The 19581-nt window shown below is 44.8% G+C and carries 20 protein-coding genes; 16 read left to right on the forward strand and 4 right to left on the reverse strand.

What is annotated here, in order from left to right:
* Positions 1–28: 28 nt before the first annotated feature.
* On the reverse strand, positions 29–1162 hold the full coding sequence (locus L1D60_RS22470) for a flagellar assembly protein FlgT (RefSeq protein WP_239843053.1): 1134 nt from the start codon (positions 1160–1162) through the stop codon (positions 29–31).
* 192 nt (positions 1163–1354) lie between these two features.
* On the opposite strand from L1D60_RS22470, the gene L1D60_RS22475 reads away from it, so the two are divergent.
* Together L1D60_RS22475 and flgP are read left to right on the forward strand one after the other, a co-directional pair.
* Positions 1355–1990: a FlgO family outer membrane protein gene (locus L1D60_RS22475; protein ID WP_239843054.1), complete on the forward strand. Its 636-nt coding sequence runs from the start codon at positions 1355–1357 to the stop codon at positions 1988–1990.
* A 9-nt stretch (positions 1991–1999) separates the two neighbouring features.
* Entirely contained in the window at positions 2000–2431 is a 432-nt protein-coding gene (gene flgP / locus L1D60_RS22480) for a flagellar assembly lipoprotein FlgP (RefSeq protein WP_032550116.1), read from the forward strand.
* A 194-nt stretch (positions 2432–2625) separates the two neighbouring features.
* Here flgP and flgN read toward each other — a convergent pair whose 3' ends face one another.
* The 3 genes from flgN to flgA all read right to left on the reverse strand — a co-directional run bounded on the left by flgN (position 2626) and on the right by flgA (position 4362).
* Positions 2626–3051 (reverse strand): flagellar export chaperone FlgN, encoded by a 426-nt coding sequence (gene flgN, locus L1D60_RS22485; protein ID WP_239843055.1) that lies wholly within the window; start codon positions 3049–3051, stop codon positions 2626–2628.
* Positions 3052–3096: 45 nt separating this feature from the next.
* Positions 3097–3414, reverse strand: a complete 318-nt coding sequence (gene flgM, locus L1D60_RS22490) for a flagellar biosynthesis anti-sigma factor FlgM (protein WP_032550119.1) — start codon at positions 3412–3414, stop codon at positions 3097–3099.
* Between the two features lie 201 nt (positions 3415–3615).
* Complete coding sequence (gene flgA / locus L1D60_RS22495) at positions 3616–4362, reverse strand: flagellar basal body P-ring formation chaperone FlgA (protein ID WP_239843056.1); 747 nt, start codon at positions 4360–4362, stop codon at positions 3616–3618.
* A 77-nt stretch (positions 4363–4439) separates the two neighbouring features.
* Between flgA and L1D60_RS22500 the strand changes: the two genes are divergently transcribed.
* The 14 genes from L1D60_RS22500 (at position 4440) to L1D60_RS22565 (ending at position 18911) form a co-directional block, all read left to right on the forward strand.
* Entirely contained in the window at positions 4440–5366 is a 927-nt protein-coding gene (locus L1D60_RS22500) for a chemotaxis protein CheV (RefSeq protein ID WP_239843057.1), read from the forward strand.
* 13 nt (positions 5367–5379) lie between these two features.
* The gene (locus L1D60_RS22505; protein WP_239843058.1) at positions 5380–6210 is read left to right on the forward strand and encodes a protein-glutamate O-methyltransferase; all 831 of its coding nucleotides are present in this window, start codon (positions 5380–5382) and stop codon (positions 6208–6210) included.
* A gap of 246 nt (positions 6211–6456) precedes the next feature.
* Positions 6457–6852, forward strand: a complete 396-nt coding sequence (gene flgB / locus L1D60_RS22510; RefSeq protein WP_004736175.1) for a flagellar basal body rod protein FlgB — start codon at positions 6457–6459, stop codon at positions 6850–6852.
* 4 nt (positions 6853–6856) lie between these two features.
* Complete coding sequence (gene flgC, locus L1D60_RS22515; RefSeq protein ID WP_032550123.1) at positions 6857–7270, forward strand: flagellar basal body rod protein FlgC; 414 nt, start codon at positions 6857–6859, stop codon at positions 7268–7270.
* A gap of 17 nt (positions 7271–7287) precedes the next feature.
* On the forward strand, positions 7288–7995 hold the full coding sequence (gene flgD / locus L1D60_RS22520) for a flagellar hook assembly protein FlgD (RefSeq protein WP_032550124.1): 708 nt from the start codon (positions 7288–7290) through the stop codon (positions 7993–7995).
* Between the two features lie 49 nt (positions 7996–8044).
* A complete protein-coding gene (gene flgE / locus L1D60_RS22525; protein ID WP_239843059.1) occupies positions 8045–9349 on the forward strand; it encodes a flagellar hook protein FlgE in 1305 nt (434 codons plus the stop codon).
* Positions 9350–9602: 253 nt separating this feature from the next.
* Positions 9603–10352 carry a flagellar basal-body rod protein FlgF gene (gene flgF / locus L1D60_RS22530; RefSeq protein ID WP_239843060.1) on the forward strand — a complete coding sequence of 250 codons (750 nt, stop codon included), beginning with the start codon at positions 9603–9605 and terminating at the stop codon, positions 10350–10352.
* A gap of 21 nt (positions 10353–10373) precedes the next feature.
* On the forward strand, positions 10374–11162 hold the full coding sequence (gene flgG / locus L1D60_RS22535; protein WP_032550127.1) for a flagellar basal-body rod protein FlgG: 789 nt from the start codon (positions 10374–10376) through the stop codon (positions 11160–11162).
* 55 nt (positions 11163–11217) lie between these two features.
* Positions 11218–11994 carry a flagellar basal body L-ring protein FlgH gene (gene flgH, locus L1D60_RS22540; protein WP_239843061.1) on the forward strand — a complete coding sequence of 259 codons (777 nt, stop codon included), beginning with the start codon at positions 11218–11220 and terminating at the stop codon, positions 11992–11994.
* A gap of 96 nt (positions 11995–12090) precedes the next feature.
* The gene (locus L1D60_RS22545; protein ID WP_239843063.1) at positions 12091–13182 is read left to right on the forward strand and encodes a flagellar basal body P-ring protein FlgI; all 1092 of its coding nucleotides are present in this window, start codon (positions 12091–12093) and stop codon (positions 13180–13182) included.
* A gap of 10 nt (positions 13183–13192) precedes the next feature.
* Positions 13193–14110, forward strand: a complete 918-nt coding sequence (flgJ, locus tag L1D60_RS22550) for a flagellar assembly peptidoglycan hydrolase FlgJ (RefSeq protein ID WP_239843064.1) — start codon at positions 13193–13195, stop codon at positions 14108–14110.
* Positions 14111–14284: 174 nt separating this feature from the next.
* Complete coding sequence (gene flgK, locus L1D60_RS22555) at positions 14285–16165, forward strand: flagellar hook-associated protein FlgK (protein WP_239843065.1); 1881 nt, start codon at positions 14285–14287, stop codon at positions 16163–16165.
* A 12-nt stretch (positions 16166–16177) separates the two neighbouring features.
* Positions 16178–17371 (forward strand): flagellar hook-associated protein FlgL, encoded by a 1194-nt coding sequence (gene flgL, locus L1D60_RS22560; protein WP_239843066.1) that lies wholly within the window; start codon positions 16178–16180, stop codon positions 17369–17371.
* A gap of 400 nt (positions 17372–17771) precedes the next feature.
* Positions 17772–18911, forward strand: a complete 1140-nt coding sequence (locus L1D60_RS22565) for a flagellin (protein WP_239843067.1) — start codon at positions 17772–17774, stop codon at positions 18909–18911.
* Positions 18912–19581 lie beyond the last annotated feature (670 nt).

Here is a 19581-nt window from a genome sequence, read left to right on the forward strand (position 1 = left end):
TCAGGGCTTTGTTATATATCTTAATGGGTTACATGATCTTTTGCATCACATCGCCAATTTGGATGCTGCCGGCTAAGTTTGGTTGTTCAATGGTTAATTCCGCTTCATTCTCGTAAACACGAGTCACGGTAAGGGTGATGTCGCTTTTTGACACTTTGTTGCGAGGCAAACCATTTTGGTCAATAAATGAGCCTGTGTGCCATAGCTGAAGTTTGTCACCCTGTTGAACGCCATGCAGTCGACCTAAGTCCATTGTCACAGTATTGCCAAACACGGCTGCCACTTCAGGTAGTGTGATTTTGCAAGACACTTCGGATTCTAAATCGAGCATGATATTGCGGCTTACTCGTAGCATCATACTGCCATAGGTAGATGCCCAAAAGCGTGCACTCTTGGTATCCACTTCACTGGTTTTTGGAAACGGCCATTTTGCCACTTCGCGGTAGCTACGATTGTAAACTTGATGGCCAGTTTTGCCGTCATAGACTTGCATCTCTAAAGCAAATTGGCGGTTAATGACATCATCTTTCAATAACTTAGATTCGATGGTCGCGGTCAAATCAGTAATCGTACCGCCAATGACGTATTGCGCGCCGTGATCTTGCGCGATCATTTTCAGCGTCTCAGGCTGACGTCGGTCAATCTCATAATCGGTTGTGCCAACCGAAACGAAGCTGCGTGACTCTTGCGAAAGTTGTCGGTTGATCACGTGGCTAAAGTCATCACCAATGTTGTAGACACGTCCCATTACGGCTTGTTGAGGTGAAGCAAGATCTACATTGCCGACCAAGAAGGTCTTTTTATACTGGCTCTCATGGCAACCATTTGCCGAAGGGTAAATATCAATACGAGCGGTAATCATAATGTTGCCGCTGCGCTTTCTCTCTTTATCGACGAGGATGTATCTCACTTCGTGGTTAGTGAATTGGTACTCTTTTTGTTCTGCCTGCAGGTAAGGCGTTAGGTTCGCGATACTGCCAATATCCCCCCCTGAAAACTGCATAGCCTTGTATAGGGCATCTTCAAGCGCATGAACTCTTGCCGCATCTTCAGACGCGACAATTGCTGCAGTACCGGTAACCTCAAACCAAGATGCATGAGCATTAAAGGTCATAGTGAGCAGTGAACCTATTGAAAATAGTGTGGAAAATATTTTTTTCATCTATTCGTTACCAGTTGGGTATAAATATTGCTTAACAAATTATCAGAAGCAAATTGCTGATTTGAGTGCCGCTTTTATTAATGTGAACAATTAATCAAAAGCAAGGACTGTTCCAACATTGTAATCCATTGAAGGAAAGAATGGTGAGAATCGGTTGCACAGTCTGGTACTAAAACATCTGGAGATAACACAATGAAAAAATGGCTTGTAGTAATCAGTGTAATGCTAATTACATCATGTGCTTATTCACCTATCTATAACGGTAAGTCTGAGTATGCAGGCAGTCAGTTTATGTTAATGGATAGCCCACGTCATACAATGGACTTCTTTGTTGAAAGTATGACCGAAGATCTGATTCTGTCTAACACCAGCGTATCGGCTCGTACACCCATTGCCGTAACGTCGTTTGTAGACTTGCAACATATGGATTCGACCAACTGGTTGGGTAATTCAGTATCTGAAGGCTTTATCCACCAGTTTCAGCGTCGTGGCTTCAAAGTCGTCGACTTTAAGACAACAGGCTCGATTCAAGTGACACAGCAGGGCGATTTTGCTCTGAGTCGAGATTGGAAAGATCTTGCTCAAGAGCAGGACGTACAATATGTTCTGACTGGCACTATGCTTAGACAAGAAGGTGGTGTGTTGGTAAACGCTCGTGTCGTAGGCATGCAAACGCGTATCGTTGTAGCAACAGCGCAAGGCTTCTTGCCAGCTGACCGTATTGGTCGTGACTTAGACACATTGAATAGTATCCGTACTCAAGATGGCGTGATCATTCGTTCAGACCCAACCATTAAGCAGCCGTACACGGTTATTCTTCGTCCATAGGAGCCTGTCATGAAGAAGGTGATATTTTTAATTGCAGCACTGCTACTTGTTGGCTGTCAGCCCTTGCAAACCATGCGACCTGACGATTTCTTGGTGGCGGTTGGCTACGCAAGTATTAGTGAGCAAAAAGGGCGTAATGACGAAGAGAAACGCATTCGAGCAATGCGTGCTTCAAAGATTGATGCTTACCGTGAACTGGCTGAACAAGTTTACGGTATGCGTGTGAGCGGTCGTGCAGAATTGGAAGATCAACGCCTAGGAACAGAGCTGACTTCAGGTGCTGTTGATGGTGTGATTCGCGGCGCAGAAGTGGTGCGCAGTTACCCAGTGGGTGACAGTTACGTGACCGAATTGCAGCTTGATATCAAGAAGATGGACAAACTGCGTGATTACGGTGAAGTTCAAGCCGTGCCAGAGAAGAGACAACAGACACTTTTCTAATGGTGTTTGACTGATAGTCACTCTGCTGCTGGCTTTCCAGATGGCAAGCGGCAGATAAAAACACTAATAGTGATGCAAAAAGCGGCAAGTATTGGATACTTGCCGCTTTTTTATGTTCGCGATTTACAACATTTGTGTTTTTACAGCATTTGTTCTTTTACAACAAGAGCGAGTAGTCGTGTGGAAGAATAGGGCTATGCTTTTACGTTGGTTCCTAACGTAGAGATGGTATGCGTTTGTCCACCGGCATTGTATGTCATGCCTATTTTTCCGTGGCTTTGCTGCATCATATTGCTGAGCTTGTTGAAGCTGAGGTGTGCACGGTTGAGTGCTTCACCGTTAACAAGATTTGCTTGTTGGCAGTCGTGAATAATAGAGCGAATTTTAGCAACCAGATCGATAAGCTCTGGCTTTTCGTTTAGCTCTGCCACATTGGTGTGAGCTGCTATTCTCTGATCGGTGCTTTTTAATTGTTCAACCAGAACAACTTTTTCTTTAGCGATACGTTCAATTTCACTCGATTTTCTACTGGTAATGGCACTCTTTTCCGAACTCAGCAGTTCAGAGAGAGCTTGGGCGCTTTGAAGTTGAAAATTAACTAAATCTGCGAGTGCCGCCATACAAAAACCTAATCGAGCTTATAGTCAGTTGAACGATAAACGAACTTATAGGCCTTTAAGCTCGTTTTCGAATTTGATCATGTTGTCAGCCAGTTTCTCTGGATCGACAGTGTATGAGCCGTTTGCGATAGCTTCTTTAATTGCTGCGACTTTAACTTGGTCAAAACTTGGTTGTGCGGCCATGTCTTGGTGCATTTGACCAATCGCCTTGCTTTGTTGGCTTAGTGATACCGCATCTTTACTTGCGGGCTTTGCCGATACTTCAGAGCTCGACGCTTGCGAACTGCTGGTATCAGTGCGCGCTGTAGAGCGGTTAGTTGTCGTTAGGGTTTGGCCTGAACGAATATTATCAATGCCTGCCATAGTTGAGCCTTTATCTACGAATATGGGAACCTGTACTGTCACTATCGACCGTTGGTTCAATTACTTTAGAGATTTTTAACTCGATTGTTGAAATCGCTAACAGAGTACCATTTTGGCAGGATAACATGTTAACAAAGAAGCAAATCTCTTATGTCGAATTATGTTGCTATCTATTAATTAAGAGTGCTGACAGCTCATTTTCTAAAAATGAACAGTCACTTCCGACATATCAGTAACGATTCCCTCAATTATACGCTGTGATTTATCATTTTTCACTCTTACTTGGTCACCAGTTGAACCGTCCGTTAAGGCAGTGCCTTTTGTGGTAATGGTCATGCCACCTTTAACAGCTTGTATGATAACCTTCTCATTACGACAAACGACGCAAATATCACCTCTCTCAATAACATCACCAGGGCGCAGGTTCTTTTTTACTTTGGCTCCGATGACTTGTTCAGGAAGGGTGTAACCTTGTCGGCGAAATTTGTTAAGTGAAATCATGGCGGTCGTGACATCATATTGACCGATTATCTCGCCTCGCGCGATGGTTCGTGTTGCAGTGACCAGAGGTGCAGATATAGAGAGTCGAACTGGGACGTATACACGCCATTCATCAGGAACGCATTGCACTAGCACGGTAATGCTACTGCGAGTATTAGTGGCGGTAGAGGCACTTGTTTCTAAGGGTATAGGGCAATCTGTTGCCTTGATCCTTGAGTCTACATTGGCAGATTGAACCAAGAGTTCACCACCCATTGGCTGCTCAACCGTGTCGAGAATATGTTGCTCAGCCGCGGTTTGAATCGCCTCAATTTGTTCTGATGTCGCACCTTGTGCAAAAAAACTAAACAATATTGATATAATGCCGATAAACTTAGCGACAATTTTAAAAAAAGCTCTACATGTTGTTATGGAAAATGGTTGCAGATTTGAGTTATGATACGTCATTCTGTTTCTCTGATGGTTCGTAGCCTGTAGTAGATTAACACTTTTTAATCAAAAAAGTTTGATATGGAGATGCGCTCATGACGGGTATTCTGGATTCAGTGAATCAGCGTACGCAACTCGTCGGTCAAAACCGATTAGAATTACTAACCTTTCGCCTAATGGGGCGTCAGCGCTATGGTATTAACGTATTTAAGGTTAAAGAAGTACTACAGTGTCCTAAGCTGACTTCTATGCCGAACTTAAACCCGCTGGTTAAGGGTGTTGCGCACATTCGTGGTCAAACCATCTCGGTTATCGACTTAAGCCTTGCTATTGGCGGTCGCCCAACAACAGACGTAGAAAAGTGTTTTGTTGTAATTTCTGAGTTTAACCGTACTATTCAAGGCTTCCTGGTGAGTTCTGTTGAGCGTATTATCAACATGCACTGGGAATCTATCTTGCCGCCACCTGATGGCGCGGGTAAAGCGAACTACCTGACGGCAGTGACAAACATCGATAATGAACTCGTTGAAATTCTCGATGTAGAAAAAATTCTTGCAGAGATCTCTCCTGTTGATGAAACAATGGACAGCAAAATCGCTGAAGAGATCGCTGAAGTTGAACAAGAGAAACCGTTAGTTCGACGCATTCTGATTGCAGATGACTCAACCGTTGCTCGTAAACAAGTTCAGCGCGCTATTGAATCAATCGGCTTCGAAGTTATTGCAGTTAAAGACGGCAAAGAAGCTTACGAGAAGCTGATTCAAATGTCGGCAGAAGGCAGTATTTACGACCAGATCTCTCTCGTTATCTCAGATATCGAGATGCCAGAGATGGATGGTTATACATTGACTGCAGAAATCCGCCGTCATGCAGAACTAAAAGACTTATATGTAATTTTACACTCATCTTTGAGTGGCGTATTTAACCAAGCTATGGTTGAGCGTGTGGGTGCTAACTCATTCATCGCTAAATTCAACCCAGATGAGCTTGGTTCAGCGGTTAAGTCCGCATTAACTAAATAGAAAAGAGACATTAATGACTGCTATAACAATTAGTGATCAAGAGTATCGTGATTTTAGCCGCTTTTTGGAATCTCAATGTGGCATTGTACTCGGTGATAGCAAGCAATATCTTGTACGCAGTCGCCTTAGTCCTTTAGTTGCAAAATTTAAACTGGCATCACTGTCGGATTTATTGAGAGATGTTGTAACGGGTAGAAACCGCGAGTTGCGCGTGGCGGCAGTAGATGCCATGACGACCAACGAGACACTTTGGTTCCGAGATACTTACCCGTTTGCCGTGCTAGCGGATAAACTTCTTCCGGAAATAGCGGCAAACAAGCGTCCAATTAAGATTTGGTCTGCGGCAAGCTCTTCTGGCCAAGAACCATACTCTATGGCAATGACTGTGCTTGAAACTCAAGCACGCAAGCCGGGTATGCTGCCAAATGTTTCGATCACAGCAACGGACATCTCTGCGAGTATGCTCGATATGTGTCGTGCTGGTGTGTATGACAATCTAGCGCTAGGTCGTGGCCTATCGCCTGAACGTCGCCGTACTTTCTTTGAAGATGCGGGTGATGGTCGTATGAAAGTAAAAGATAATGTAAAGCGTATGGTTAACTTCCGTCCGCAAAACCTGATGGACAGCTACGCGCTGTTAGGTAAATTCGACATTATCTTCTGCCGTAACGTACTGATTTACTTCTCGCCAGATATGAAGTCTAAAGTGTTGAACCAGATGGCTAACAGCCTTAACCCAGGTGGTTACTTACTGTTAGGTGCGTCTGAGTCTTTGACGGGGCTGACTGACCGTTTTGAGATGGTGCGCTGTAATCCAGGTATCATTTACAAACTCAAGCCATAACAACCGTTAAGACACTCCAGTTTTTCTTATCAAACCCAGCCATTGTGCTGGGTTTTCTTTTTTTGTCGCTCTCGGTATATCTTTAAATCAGAGTGACATTCCAATTTACTCTATTCTTGGCTTGTATATTGCAAGTTTAACAGCGAGTGACCGATAAAAAGCATTCATTGTTCTATTGGCTTTAAAAGTTGGTATACATATTGCTTTGGTTATTTCATAACAGTCAGTTCTTGAGTTGAGGTTTACATGGCTATTTCTTTTGACAACGCATTAGGCATTCACCAGCACACAGTTGGTGTACGTGAGCGCAACGCTGAGGTGCTTTCCACCAATATCGCGCAAGCAAACACGCCTGGCTATAAAGCAAAAGGGCTAGACTTTAAGAAATCACTGCAAGCGGCAAGTTCTGGGGCAAGCATTGGTCTTAGCCGCACGGACGGTCGGCATATTTCTGCCTCAACGACGGTGAATGGGGAAACAAAATATCGTATTCCTACTCAACCTGATACAGGAGATGGCAATACGGTGGATTTGGATTTGGAACGAAATCTGTTCATGCAAAACCAAATTAGGCATCAAGCCTCTCTAGACTTCTTAGGAAGTAAATTCAAGAACTTAACTAAAGCGATTAAAGGGGAATAATTAGATGAGCTTATTTAATGTATTCAATGTGACTGGTTCTGCGATGAGTGCTGAATCTGTTCGTCTAAACACGACCTCAAGTAACCTGGCTAACGCGGACAGTGTAAGTAGCTCAGCTGATGAGACTTACAAGGCGCGCCACGCTGTGTTCGGCGCTGAGTTAAGTAAGGCACGCAATAGCGGTCATACTGTGCCGGTGAAAGTATTAGGTATCGTAGAAAGCGATAAGCCGCTTAGCGCGGAATACAACCCTGATCACCCATTAGCAAACGACGAAGGCTACATCTACAAGCCAAACGTTAATGTTATGGAAGAGATGGCAAACATGATTTCAGCTTCACGTGCGTACCAAACAAACGTACAGGTTGCTGACTCAAGTAAACAAATGCTGCTGCGTACGCTGCAGATGGGTCAATAAGGATAAGGAGGTAGCATATGGCCGGAATCAATAATGTTGGTCAAAGCGGCTTGTCCTATGTTGATCAGCTTAAAAATCTTCAAGACAGCAAAAAGCCTGATGAAACAACAGGTAAGCAAGATCTTAAACAAGAAGACTTCTTATCGTTATTGACCAAGCAGCTTGCTCAGCAAGACCCTTTTAAGCCGGTCAGCAATGACCAGATGATTGCGCAAATGGCTTCATTTGCGACCGTAGATGGCATTGGCAAAATGAATACACAGTTTGAAAGCTTGAATTCATCAATGACATCTAACCAAGCACTTCAGGCTTCCTCTTTAGTTGGGCGTGATGTGTTGGTTCCTGGTGCGGCAGGTGTGAAACCCGGTGATGGCGGCATGGCGGCAATGGTAAAACTTCCTCAAGCGATGGATAACTTAATGATCCGTGTTGAGAACGAAGTGGGCCAATTGGTTCGTACCTTTGATGTCGGCTCTAAGCCTGCAGGTGACACACGTGTTGAATGGGACGGAAAAGACGAAGACGGCAACCCATTGCCTGCTGGTAAATACAACGTGAAAGCGGCTGGTTTACTGGATGGCGAGAGCGCAGAGTTCGAAGTATCAACGTATGCGAACGTGAACAGTGTGCTTCTTGGCAAAGGTGATGGCAACGTACTACTCAATCTGGCTGGTTTCACATCGCCAGTACGACTTGCTGAAGTACTAGAAGTTGGCAAAGCGTAGCTCTAGATAGAGTGAATATGCTAGCTAGATAGATTAGGAGAATATTGGAATGTCATATGTAGCTTTAAGCGGTCTATCCGCAGCTCAATTAGATCTGAACACAACAAGTAACAACATTGCGAACGCAAACACATTTGGCTTTAAAGAGTCGCGTGCTGAGTTTGGTGATGTTTACTCAAGCTCTCTATTTACGAACGGCAAAACCACTCCAGGTGGCGGTGCTCAAGCAAATAAAGTCGCTCAGCAGTTCCACGAAGGTTCAAGTATTTATACCAACAACCCAATGGATTTACGTGTAAGTGGCACAGGCTTTTTCGCTGTGGCAAAAGACCGTATGGTTCCTGAGATTAACGAACTAACACGAAATGGTGCATTTCACCTAAACAAAGACAACTACATGGTTACTTCTAACGATGAGTTTCTTCTAGGTTACGATGTTGATCCAAACTCGGGTGAAGTTCTTTCTTACGCGCCGAAGCCACTGTCTATTCCAGCTGAATTTGGTAAGCCAAAACAGACTGAAAACATTGAAGTAGGTGTAAACCTGCCTGCAAACGGTGACCTAAAAGATCCGGCTGCATTTAACTTCGATGATGCAGATACCTATAACCGTGCGACCTCTTCAACGGTCTACGACTCTATGGGTCAGTCTTATAAGCTAACCACTTACTACCTAAAAGACCAAACCCAGCCAAATACATGGCAGACTTACTACACTATGACTGATAGTGAAGGTGAGAAGCCATTGAACATTGCTGGTGGTGATGCGACTAACGCGACGGGTCATGTGGGTCACACTATGCGCTTTAACAACGACGGCACACTGGCGAGCCTAAACAATGGCCAACCAATTGTATCGGAAGCGTTAGGTGCGGGTGCGGTACCAATGAACCTAAATGGCGCGGACGTTACTCAAACGCTGAACTTTGGTCTAGACTCTTCGACGCAATTTGCGGCACCGTTTGAATTGACGAAATTCGATGAAGACGGCGCAACAACAGGCTTCCTAACCAAGGTTGACTTCGATGAGTACGGTAGTGTTCTAGGTACATACTCAAATGGTGAAAACGTAATGCTAGGTCGTGTAGGTCTAGTGCGTGTTCCTAATGAGCAAGGCCTAGATAAGAAGGGCGGCACTCAGTGGGATTCTACTAACTACTCAGGTGATAAAATCTGGGGTGAATCGAACAAAGGTTCATTTGGTGGCATCAACAATGGCTCACTTGAGCAGTCGAACATCGATATGACTCAAGAGCTAGTAGACCTGATTTCTGCTCAACGTAACTTCCAAGCGAACTCACGTTCTCTAGAAGTTCACAACCAACTACAGCAAAATATTCTTCAGATTCGTTAATACCTTCTTGGTTTGAATCATCTGCGAATACCCAATTCAATCCGTTTGAATTGGGTATTGTTGCTTGCCTATCTATTTGCCGCCTCAATTGCCGCGCGGTAAAGTTTGTTCTTGCCACCCCCTGGCAGAAAGGATCACTTTGATCTTTGTAATTCCTGTTTATCGAATTAACTCTCTGATTATAAATACTATTTCATAGTTGGCACAGTGATTGCTTTATTGGCTCTAGATAATGATTTTTTGGAGCAAAATTATGGATCGCGCACTGTTTTTAGCTATGAGCGGCGCAAAGCAAAATATGCAAGCTTTGCAGTTACGTGCCAACAACCTCGCAAACGTAAGTACAACTGGCTTTCGTGCTGATCTAGCACAAGCTCGTTCAATGCAAGCGTATGGTGAAGGTATGCCAACACGTGTATTCAGCATGACAGAACGCCCAGGCCATAACTTTGCACAAGGCAGCGTTGTAACGACCGGTCGTGATCTAGACGTAACCATTCAAGGTGATGGCTGGATTTCGGTTATGGACAATTCAGGTCGTGAGGGCTTAACCCGTAACGGTAACCTCAAGATAGATCAGAATGGCCTACTGACAAACGGAAGTGGTCACCTTGTTCTCGGTGAAAACGACGCTCCCATTACCCTACCAATCCCATTAAGCAAAGTTGAAATTGGTACAGACGGTACGATTTCGGTGATTCCTCAAGGCGCTCCAGCTGAAGAACTTGCCGTTGTTGATCGTATTAAAATGGTTCGCCCAGATAATCAAACCCTATTTAAAGATACGAATGGTCTTTTCCGTTCGAAAAACCCAGATCAGGCATACGAAGCTGATGCAGCCGTTACGCTGCTGACTGGTGCTATCGAAGGCAGTAACGTCAATGCCGTCGGTGAAATGACAAGCTTGATTGACCTACAGCGTCAATTTGAAATGCAAGTCAAAATGATGAGCACAGCAGAAGAGATGGACAAGTCGTCTGACTCACTGCTTCGTATGAGCTAATAGAATTTAAAGGAAATTACTATGCATCCAGCATTATGGGTAAGTAAAACTGGTTTAGACGCCCAACAAACCAACATCTCAACAATTTCGAACAACCTTGCTAACGCATCAACCGTTGGCTTTAAAAAGAGTCGTGCGGTATTTGAAGATCTGTTCTATCAGAACATCAACCAACCGGGTGGCCAATCGTCTCAGAACACAGAACTGCCAAGTGGTTTGATGTTGGGTGCGGGTTCTAAAGTGGTAGCAACGCAAAAAGTGCACACTCACGGTAACGCACAAACGACAACCAACAGCCTAGACATGATGATTGAAGGTGATGGTTTCTTCCAAGTTGAAATGCCAGATGGTGAGACAGGTTATAGCCGCAATGGTCAGTTTACATTGAATGGTGACGGCGCAATCGTAACTTCGGGTCAGGGTTACCCGCTACAACCTGAAATTGTTATTCCTGAAGATGCAATTTCAATTACTGTCGGTAACGATGGTGAAGTTTCAGTACGTATTCGTGGTGAGCAGAACAACGTCGTCGTTGGTCAGATTACGATCACTGATTTCGTAAACCCTGGTGGTCTTGAGCCAGTTGGTCAAAACCTTTACCTACCAACGGGCGCAAGTGGTGACCCGCAAGAGGGCGTACCGGGTTTTGATGGCCTAGGTAACATTCGCCAATCAATGTTGGAAACTTCTAACGTAAACGTAACCGAAGAGCTGGTAAACATGATTGAAGCTCAGCGTGTGTACGAAATGAACTCAAAAGTGATCTCATCAGTAGACAAGATGATGAGCTTTGTTAACCAACAACTTTAATCGTTAGATTAAGTAACGTGTAATTGTCCCTACTGCTGACTAAGAGAGTATCACCATGAAACGTATTTTTTGTTTAGCCCTGTTAGCTTCGATGACTGGCTGTACCATGTTAGATCCTATCGAAACGCCAGAACAAGAAAACGCAACAACCGTGGTTGATGCGGTAGAGGGTGATAAGTCGAGCGATGAGAGCTCTGGTATCGTGGACACGTTACGTGGTCGTACCGACCCAGTGGCGGGCGATCCTGCTTGGGCCCCAATTCACCCTAAGCAAAAACCGGAACACTACGCAGCCGCGACCGGTTCTCTATTTAACGTGAACCACATTGGCAGCATGTACGATGATTCTAAACCACGCGGTATTGGCGACATTATTACCGTGGCACTGGATGAGAACACGCGTGCGACTAAAAAAGCTAACGCAGATATGTCTAAGTCGAATGACTCTTCAATGGAGCCATTATCTGTAGGCGGGCAAGAGCTGACTATCGATAAATACAATTTCTCTTACGACTTAAGCAACACCAACACCTTTGCCGGTGATGCGTCGGCTAACCAAAGTAACAGCATCAGCGGTTACATTACCGTGGAAGTGATCGAGGTGCTGGCTAACGGTAACTTAGTAGTACGTGGTGAGAAATGGATGACGCTGAACACTGGCGATGAGTACATTCGTCTAAGTGGCACAATCCGTCCAGACGATATTGGCTTTGATAACACCATCGCTTCGAACCGTGTTTCTAATGCTCGAATTCAATATTCTGGTACCGGCGTACAACAAGATATGCAAGAGCCTGGATTCTTGGCACGATTTTTTAATGTAGCTCTATAGCGATAATCACAGTGCCGATTGTTTGACCATCAACAAACGGTGCTGGATTTAGAAGAAATTTAATTTAAATCAGAGCAATAGAGACAGGTTACTCCTATGAAAAAGCTAGCACTTGTACTTTTCGGCATGTTATTTCTTGCCACCACTGCTCATGCCGCTCGCATTAAAGACGTGGCAAAAGTTGCAGGTGTTCGTAGTAACCAATTGGTAGGCTATGGTTTGGTTACGGGTTTACCGGGTACTGGCGAGACAACACCCTTTACAGATCAAACGTTTAACGCGATGCTGCAAAACTTTGGCATCCAATTGCCACCCGGCACTAAGCCAAAAACAAAAAATGTAGCGGCAGTTATTGTTACTGCTGAGCTTCCAGCTTTCTCTAAGCAAGGTCAAACTGTTGACGTTACTGTCTCTTCTATCGGTTCAGCAAAAAGCCTACGTGGTGGTACGCTACTGCAAACCTTCCTGAAAGGTCTTGATGGGCAAGTGTATGCCGTCGCGCAAGGTAACCTAGTGGTGAGTGGTTTCAGCGCACAAGGTAACGATGGCTCTAAGATTGTAGGTAACAACCCGAACGTCGGTATCATTTCAAGCGGTGCAACAGTAGAACAAGAGATCCCGACACCATTTGGTCGCGGCGACTATATCACCTTTAACTTAATTGAATCTGATTTCACCACTGCACAGCGCATGGCAGATGCGGTAAACAACTTCCTTGGTCCACAGATGGCATCCGCTGTAGACGCGACTTCAGTTCGAGTTCGTGCACCACGTGAGATTAGCCAACGTGTTGCTTTCCTATCTGCGATTGAAAATGTCGAGTTCGACCCAGCAGAAGGCTCTGCAAAGATCATTGTTAACTCTCGTACTGGCACCATTGTTGTTGGTAAGCACGTACGCCTACGCTCTGCGGCTGTAACTCATGGTGGCATGACCGTAGCAATCAAAGAGAATCTAAATGTGAGTCAGCCAAATGGCTTCTCTGGCGGACAAACGGTTGTTGTTCCAGACTCAGACATCGAAATCACGGAAGGTGACGGCAAGATGTTTAAGTTTGAGCCTGGCCTGACTTTGGACGACCTTGTACGAGCGGTCAACGAAGTGGGTGCGGCACCTTCTGACTTAATGGCAATTCTTCAAGCACTGAAACAAGCGGGTGCGATTGAAGGCCAATTGATCATTATCTAAGGAGCGGGTCATGATTAAGAATAACAACGACATCGGCTTTATTCACGACATTGGCAGTCTAGACCGACTTCGTCAGCAAGCAGTGAATGGCGAAGAGGGCAGTGAGCAAGAAGCACTTAAAGCAGCAGCAAAACAGTTTGAGTCTATTTTTACTTCTATGCTGTTTAAGTCGATGCGTGATGCCAACTCAAGCTTCAAGTCAGACATGCTTAATAGTCAGAATGAACAGTTTTACCGTCAGATGCTTGATGATCAGATGTCGAGTGAACTGAGTGCATCGGGTTCGCTGGGCCTAGCGGACATGATCGTTGCGCAGCTTAGCGCAGGCCAAGGTTCTGACCAACAGGAATCAAAAGTACGCCAAGAAGGATTTGACCCAGCACTTGAGCGTCCCAAGTATTCTAAGAAAGTGGATAGAGCAGATCGCCAAGAGAGTGTGGCAAAAGTTGCGGCGCAACCAGTTTCGTTCGACTCTCCAGAATCCTTCGTCGCTTCAATGAGTCCATATGCCGAAAAAGCAGCGCGAGCATTGGGTGTTGACTCGTCACTTCTTCTTGCTCAAGCCGCTCTGGAAACAGGCTGGGGCTCTAAGATGGTGAAGAACTCTTTGGGTAACAGTAACAACCTATTCAACATCAAAGCTGACCGTAGTTGGAAAGGTGATAAGGTAGCGACTCAAACCTTAGAGTTCCACGGAAAAACTGCGGTGAAAGAACAAGCTTCATTCCGTTCTTACGCTAACTTTGAAGAGAGCTTTAATGACTACGTGAAATTCCTAAATGAGAACCCACGTTACCAAACCGCACTTCAGCATCAAGGCAGCTCAGAAAACTTTATTAAAGGCATTCATAGCGCAGGTTACGCAACGGACCCGAACTACGCTGATAAGGTATTAAGAGTCAAAGCTAAGATCGACCAGATGAACTAATCTAATTCGTTACAAAGAGCTCGCCAAATGGTGGGCTCTTATTCTATTCATCCATTCTTTTTCGCATCCATTTTCCTCTGTTGAATCCCTACTTATTAGTTTGGCACGCAAATTGCTTTTTAGACGTAAGGGTAATCAGTTTTTGCTGATTTTATTAGGTTTTTTGGGGGCATTATGGCGTCAGATCTGTTGAATGTAGGTACACAAAGTGTGCTTACTGCTCAAAGACAGTTAAACACCACAGGTCATAACATTTCTAACGCGAATACAGAGGGTTATAGCCGACAATCTGTGATTCAAGGTGTTAATGATCCGCGCCAATATGGTGGCCAAACCTACGGCATGGGCGTGCACGTGGAAAATGTTCGCCGCTCTTGGGATCAGTTTGCCGTTAATGAGCTGAATCTATCGACAACCAATGCCGCTAATAAGAATGACACCCAAAGCAACATCGATATGCTCTCGGGCATGTTGTCGTCTACCGCCTCTAAAAAAATTCCAGAGAATATGAACGAGTGGTTTGATTCGATCAAAACACTGTCTGATACGCCGAACGATATCGGTGCGCGTAAAGTAGTTCTGGAAAAAGCGGGGATCATTTCTCAAACACTTAATGAGTTCCATGAAACGATTCGCCAGCAATCGGATGTTGCCAACAAAAAATTAGACATGGGTATCGAGCGCGTTAACCAACTCGCGATCGAGATTCGTGATGTTCAACGCCTGATGATGCGTACTCCAGGTCCTCATAATGACCTGCGCGATCAACATGAAAAACTGATCAATGAGCTGTCTGGTTACACTAAAGTAACGGTGACACCACGCTCAAATGCGGAAGGTTTCAACGTCCACATTGGTAACGGCCATACTTTAGTTTCAGGTAGTGAGGCGAGCCAATTGAAATTGGTTGATGGCCTACCGGATGCTCACCAACGACGCCTTGCTATTGTTGAAGGCAAGGCCATTAAGCCGATCACTAGCGCGGATATCGACGGCAAGATTGGCTCAATGTTGGACATGCGTGATGAACATATTCCTGAGGTGATGGACGAATTAGGTCGCATGGCCACAGCGCTCTCTTATCATGTCAACGAACTACAAAGCCAAGGTTTAGATCTCAATGGCAATGTTGGCCGCAATTTATTTACCGATGTGAACTCGGAACTGGTTGCGAAATCTCGCGTAGTAACCAGTGGTCAATCTCAAGCTGACGTTGCTGTGTTCATTGATAATACCAACGCGCTTAAAGGCGGTGAGTACGGCTTAAAATACGACGGCAGTGACTATGTGGTCACTAAGCCGAGCGGCGAAACGGTGAAAGTCAGCACCGACTCTAGCGGCAATGCTTTCTACCTAGATGGCATGCGTGTCGAGATCCGTAATCCGCCGGAGCTTGGCGAAAAGGTACTTCTGCGACCAACGCGCAGCTTTGCCGCGCAGATGCAGATTGAAAGCAATGATCCCAAAGACATTGCTGCGCAGAGCTATGAAGCCTCGACCACTTTTGCGCAAGGTGATGCGGAATTTAAGATCCTTGCCGCAGGGCAACTTCGTGAATTTGAAGTGATTGTCTCACCGCGTGGTGAGCAATTTGCGGTGACGGATACCAAAGGCAACGTGTTAATGCAGCCTCAGCCGTATCCGCCTTCTGGTCCGGTAACCGTAATGGGGACGACTTTCGAACTGACACCAGGCGCGATCGCCAACGATAAATTTACCGCTAACCTTGTTCCATCTGAAGGTGACAACGGCAACCTGCGAAAAATGCAGGATATTCAGACCAATAAGTCGCTAGATGAAGGTGAATCGACGCTGCTTGACACTTATCATAACCTGAACACCAACACAGGTTTAAAGGCATCGACGGCTAACCGTCTTAGTGAAATCGCGACTTTAGAAAAACAGTCAGCGCAAGAACGTATCGCTTCTATTTCTGGGGTGAACCTCGATGAAGAAGCGGCAAACATGATGAAGTTTCAGCAAGCCTATATGGCATCGTCGCGCATTATGCAGGCGGCCAATGAAACCTTCGATACCATCTTAGCGCTAAGGTAGTAGGAGAAAGTCATGTTAACTCGTATCTCCAGTTTCCATAATTACCAGTCGGTTCAGAACGACCTGCGTCGTCAAGAGAACAAGGTTCATCATAACCAAGCGCAATTGGCGTCGGGTAAAAAATTGCAGTCGCCTAGTGATGATCCACTTGCGACCCACTACTTGCAGAATATTGGACAGCAGTCTGAACAGCTTAAGCAGTATGTAGATGCCATCACTTTGGTTAGAAACCGTTTGGAACACCACGAAGTGCTGATCTCAAACTCTGAAGGTTTTGCTGACGAAGCGAAGCGTACAGTAATGGAGATGATCAACGGTGCATTGTCTCCGGAAGATCGCTTGGCAAAACAACGTGAGCTGCAAGAGATTGCCAACAACTTTCTATACATGGCGAACTCGCAAGATGAATCTGGTAACTATACCTTTGCCGGAACTAAGCTGAAGAATCAGCCTTTCTTCCGTGACAATGAAGGTAACGTTATTTATGGCGGTGATGACTATCAACGCAAGATGCGCGTCGCCAGTAGTTTTGAAATGCCAATGAACGATCCGGGCAGCAAGCTGTTCATGGAGATCGACAACCCATTTGGTGATTACAAGCCTACTTATGAGCTGCAATCTGCATCTGAATTGCTTCTAGAGCGTGCAACAAACAGTGAGTTTCAGGATCCTGCAACCTACAAAGTCACCTTTGTTGATATGCAGAACGGCAAGTACGCCTATCAACTAGAGAAAGATGGCAGCGTTGTTGCGGCAAAAGATTTTGATCCAACCGAAGGGATTAAATACGAGGGCTTACACATTGAGCTACGCGGTCAGATCACCAAGGGTGATTCGATAATTCTTGAGCCAAGAGAAAGCTTTTCAATATTTGATACCTTTCGCGATGCTGCGGCATTAGCAGAGTCGTCAGTTTCTGACTCATCTGCAACAGCGCAGCTGCATCAAGCAACTGAAGAGTTTCACGCTGCTTTTATTCATTTAACTAAAGCTCGCACAGATGTTGGTGCGCGTTTAAATACATTGGATATTCAAGAGCAGCAACATGAGGACTTCAAGTTGTCACTGGCGAAAGCCAAAAGTAACTTTGAAGATTTGGACTATTCAAAGGCAATCATTGAGTTCAATGAGAACTCTCGTGCACTGCAGGCTTCTCAGCAAGCCTTTGGTAAAACGAAAGATTTGACCCTGTTTAATTACATCTAACGTTTGGTCGGATGAATTGAGCCCTGCTTTATGCCTTATGTGCAATGCCGTAAGTGCGAGAGGGTTCTAAAAATTGCCGCTTTCTTACTCGTTTTTAAATGTAAGCAATGTAAGCGGCAAAAAGCGGCAACACACAGGTTAGAGAGATTACATAGTTATTATCTATAGATTGAGTAGGCAATTGGCTTATTTTTAAGTGGTTGTTTTTGAATAAAATAATTTTATTTTTCGTCAATTTAAAAATTGGCACACAACTTGTATCTATGTAAGTCAGAAATGATTTATACAGGTCTTAAACCCTAACTTAGGGTTTAGCAAGTAATATACGGTCAGTGCTTATCCATATGAGAGTAAAGCTGGCCGCTTCGCAGAAAGCTTGCGAACTCATAAGGAGAGCAAAATGGCAGTTAATGTAAGTACTAACGTTTCCGCAATGACAGCGCAGCGTTATTTGAATAAAGCGTCTAATGACCTCGCAACTTCAATGGAGCGTTTGTCATCAGGCCACAAAATCAACAGCGCAAAAGATGATGCGGCAGGTCTGCAAATCTCTAACCGCTTAACAGCACAGTCGCGTGGCCTAGATGTGGCAATGCGAAATGCTAATGACGGTATCTCGATTGCTCAAACGGCTGAAGGTGCAATGAATGAGTCGACCAACGTACTACAGCGTATGCGTGACTTGGCAATTCAATCTTCAAACGGTACTAACACGGCTGCTGAACGTACGGCACTGAACGAAGAGTCGATGGCACTTCAAGACGAGCTGAACCGTATCGCTGAAACAACTTCATTCGGTGGTCGTCGACTACTGAACGGCTCGTTCGGCGAAGCTTCTTTCCAGATCGGTTCTAACTCTGGTGAAGCGATGATCATGGCGCTGACCAGTATCCGTGCTGACGATTTCCGTATGGGCGGTACAACGTTTGATTCAGAGAACGGCAAAGACAAAAACTGGGAAGTACCAGCAGACGCTCGTGACCTTAAGCTTGAGTTCGTGACCAAATCTGGTGAAGAAGTGAAGCTTGAGTTGATGACCAAATCAGGTGATGACATCGAAGAGCTAGCGACCTACATCAATGGTCAGTCTGACATGATCAACGCATCGGTAACCGATGATGGTCGTCTACAAGTGTTTGTCGCAGAACCGGATCTACAACAGGGTTCTATGTCTATCTCTGGTGGTCTTGCTTCTGAGCTAGGTCTTAAGAGTGAAGGTCGTCAAACGACGGTACAGGACATCGACCTAATGACGGTTGCTGGTTCTCAGAACGCAATCAGCATCATCGACTCAGCTTTGACTTACGTTGATTCACAGCGTTCAGATCTGGGTGCGAAGCAAAACCGTCTAAGCCACAGTATTAACAACTTGGCGAATGTACAAGAAAACGTAGATGCGTCTAACAGCCGTATCAAAGATACCGATTTTGCGAAAGAGACAACGCAAATGACGAAATCTCAAATTCTGCAACAAGCAGGTACTTCAATACTTGCTCAAGCGAAACAGTTGCCTAACTCTGCAATGTCACTATTGCAATAGTTATTGGTTGACCTTGCTGTTCGTGTCCAGACGTGGACCATACAGCAAGGAAAACTGGCAAGCATACTTACTATTGAGTGTTTAGCTCTCTCATCTCTCACCTGCTTCACATTTTTACGGTAAGGATGCAACGGTAAGTCAGAATGTGTTCATTTCTCGATGATCTCCACACAGGCTCTGGCCACCACCCAGCCCCAGTTCTCTCAAAGGAAAAGGGGCTTTTTCCTTTCTAGCGTTCCTGTTTTCTCAAATTTTTACTCATTTTCTTTCTGAAATTCACTGCGAAATCAGACTTTGTCAAAATTCGTTCTGTTTAAAAATTAATCGACCATTAAACATCTCTTTTCTTAAATTTGCCCCAAAATCACCTTTGAAGCGCTCAATAGTTGAGCTTTTATAATTTTCAAACGTGAGCCTTAGATCTTTGATGAACAAAAATATCTTTCTTATGTGTTTGTTTTAATTCGATTTATTAATTTAATTATTTTTTTTTGAAGTTTTTTCTAAAGCTCTAGAAATTCGCGCCGTTATTAAAAGTAACTTTGAGAGAACTACTTGGTTTTCCGAGACGTCGGAAACCGCAACACCGGAAAATCAATTGGAGAAATCACCATGGCAGTGAATGTAAATACCAACGTTTCAGCGATGACTGCGCAACGTTACCTAAACA

Source organism: Vibrio sp. Isolate30 (genome assembly GCF_022397975.1).
In the GTDB taxonomy this organism is placed as follows: domain Bacteria; phylum Pseudomonadota; class Gammaproteobacteria; order Enterobacterales; family Vibrionaceae; genus Vibrio; species Vibrio fortis.

Coding starts and splice junctions, on each gene's coding strand:
- L1D60_RS22470 (WP_239843053.1), bottom strand. CDS start 1,162: ATGAAAAAAATATTTTCCACACTATTTTCAATAGGTTCACTGCTCACT.
- L1D60_RS22475 (WP_239843054.1), top strand. CDS start 1,355: ATGAAAAAATGGCTTGTAGTAATCAGTGTAATGCTAATTACATCATGT.
- flgP (WP_032550116.1), top strand. CDS start 2,000: ATGAAGAAGGTGATATTTTTAATTGCAGCACTGCTACTTGTTGGCTGT.
- flgN (WP_239843055.1), bottom strand. CDS start 3,051: ATGGCGGCACTCGCAGATTTAGTTAATTTTCAACTTCAAAGCGCCCAA.
- flgM (WP_032550119.1), bottom strand. CDS start 3,414: ATGGCAGGCATTGATAATATTCGTTCAGGCCAAACCCTAACGACAACT.
- flgA (WP_239843056.1), bottom strand. CDS start 4,362: ATGACGTATCATAACTCAAATCTGCAACCATTTTCCATAACAACATGT.
- L1D60_RS22500 (WP_239843057.1), top strand. CDS start 4,440: ATGACGGGTATTCTGGATTCAGTGAATCAGCGTACGCAACTCGTCGGT.
- L1D60_RS22505 (WP_239843058.1), top strand. CDS start 5,380: ATGACTGCTATAACAATTAGTGATCAAGAGTATCGTGATTTTAGCCGC.
- flgB (WP_004736175.1), top strand. CDS start 6,457: ATGGCTATTTCTTTTGACAACGCATTAGGCATTCACCAGCACACAGTT.
- flgC (WP_032550123.1), top strand. CDS start 6,857: ATGAGCTTATTTAATGTATTCAATGTGACTGGTTCTGCGATGAGTGCT.
- flgD (WP_032550124.1), top strand. CDS start 7,288: ATGGCCGGAATCAATAATGTTGGTCAAAGCGGCTTGTCCTATGTTGAT.
- flgE (WP_239843059.1), top strand. CDS start 8,045: ATGTCATATGTAGCTTTAAGCGGTCTATCCGCAGCTCAATTAGATCTG.
- flgF (WP_239843060.1), top strand. CDS start 9,603: ATGGATCGCGCACTGTTTTTAGCTATGAGCGGCGCAAAGCAAAATATG.
- flgG (WP_032550127.1), top strand. CDS start 10,374: ATGCATCCAGCATTATGGGTAAGTAAAACTGGTTTAGACGCCCAACAA.
- flgH (WP_239843061.1), top strand. CDS start 11,218: ATGAAACGTATTTTTTGTTTAGCCCTGTTAGCTTCGATGACTGGCTGT.
- L1D60_RS22545 (WP_239843063.1), top strand. CDS start 12,091: ATGAAAAAGCTAGCACTTGTACTTTTCGGCATGTTATTTCTTGCCACC.
- flgJ (WP_239843064.1), top strand. CDS start 13,193: ATGATTAAGAATAACAACGACATCGGCTTTATTCACGACATTGGCAGT.
- flgK (WP_239843065.1), top strand. CDS start 14,285: ATGGCGTCAGATCTGTTGAATGTAGGTACACAAAGTGTGCTTACTGCT.
- flgL (WP_239843066.1), top strand. CDS start 16,178: ATGTTAACTCGTATCTCCAGTTTCCATAATTACCAGTCGGTTCAGAAC.
- L1D60_RS22565 (WP_239843067.1), top strand. CDS start 17,772: ATGGCAGTTAATGTAAGTACTAACGTTTCCGCAATGACAGCGCAGCGT.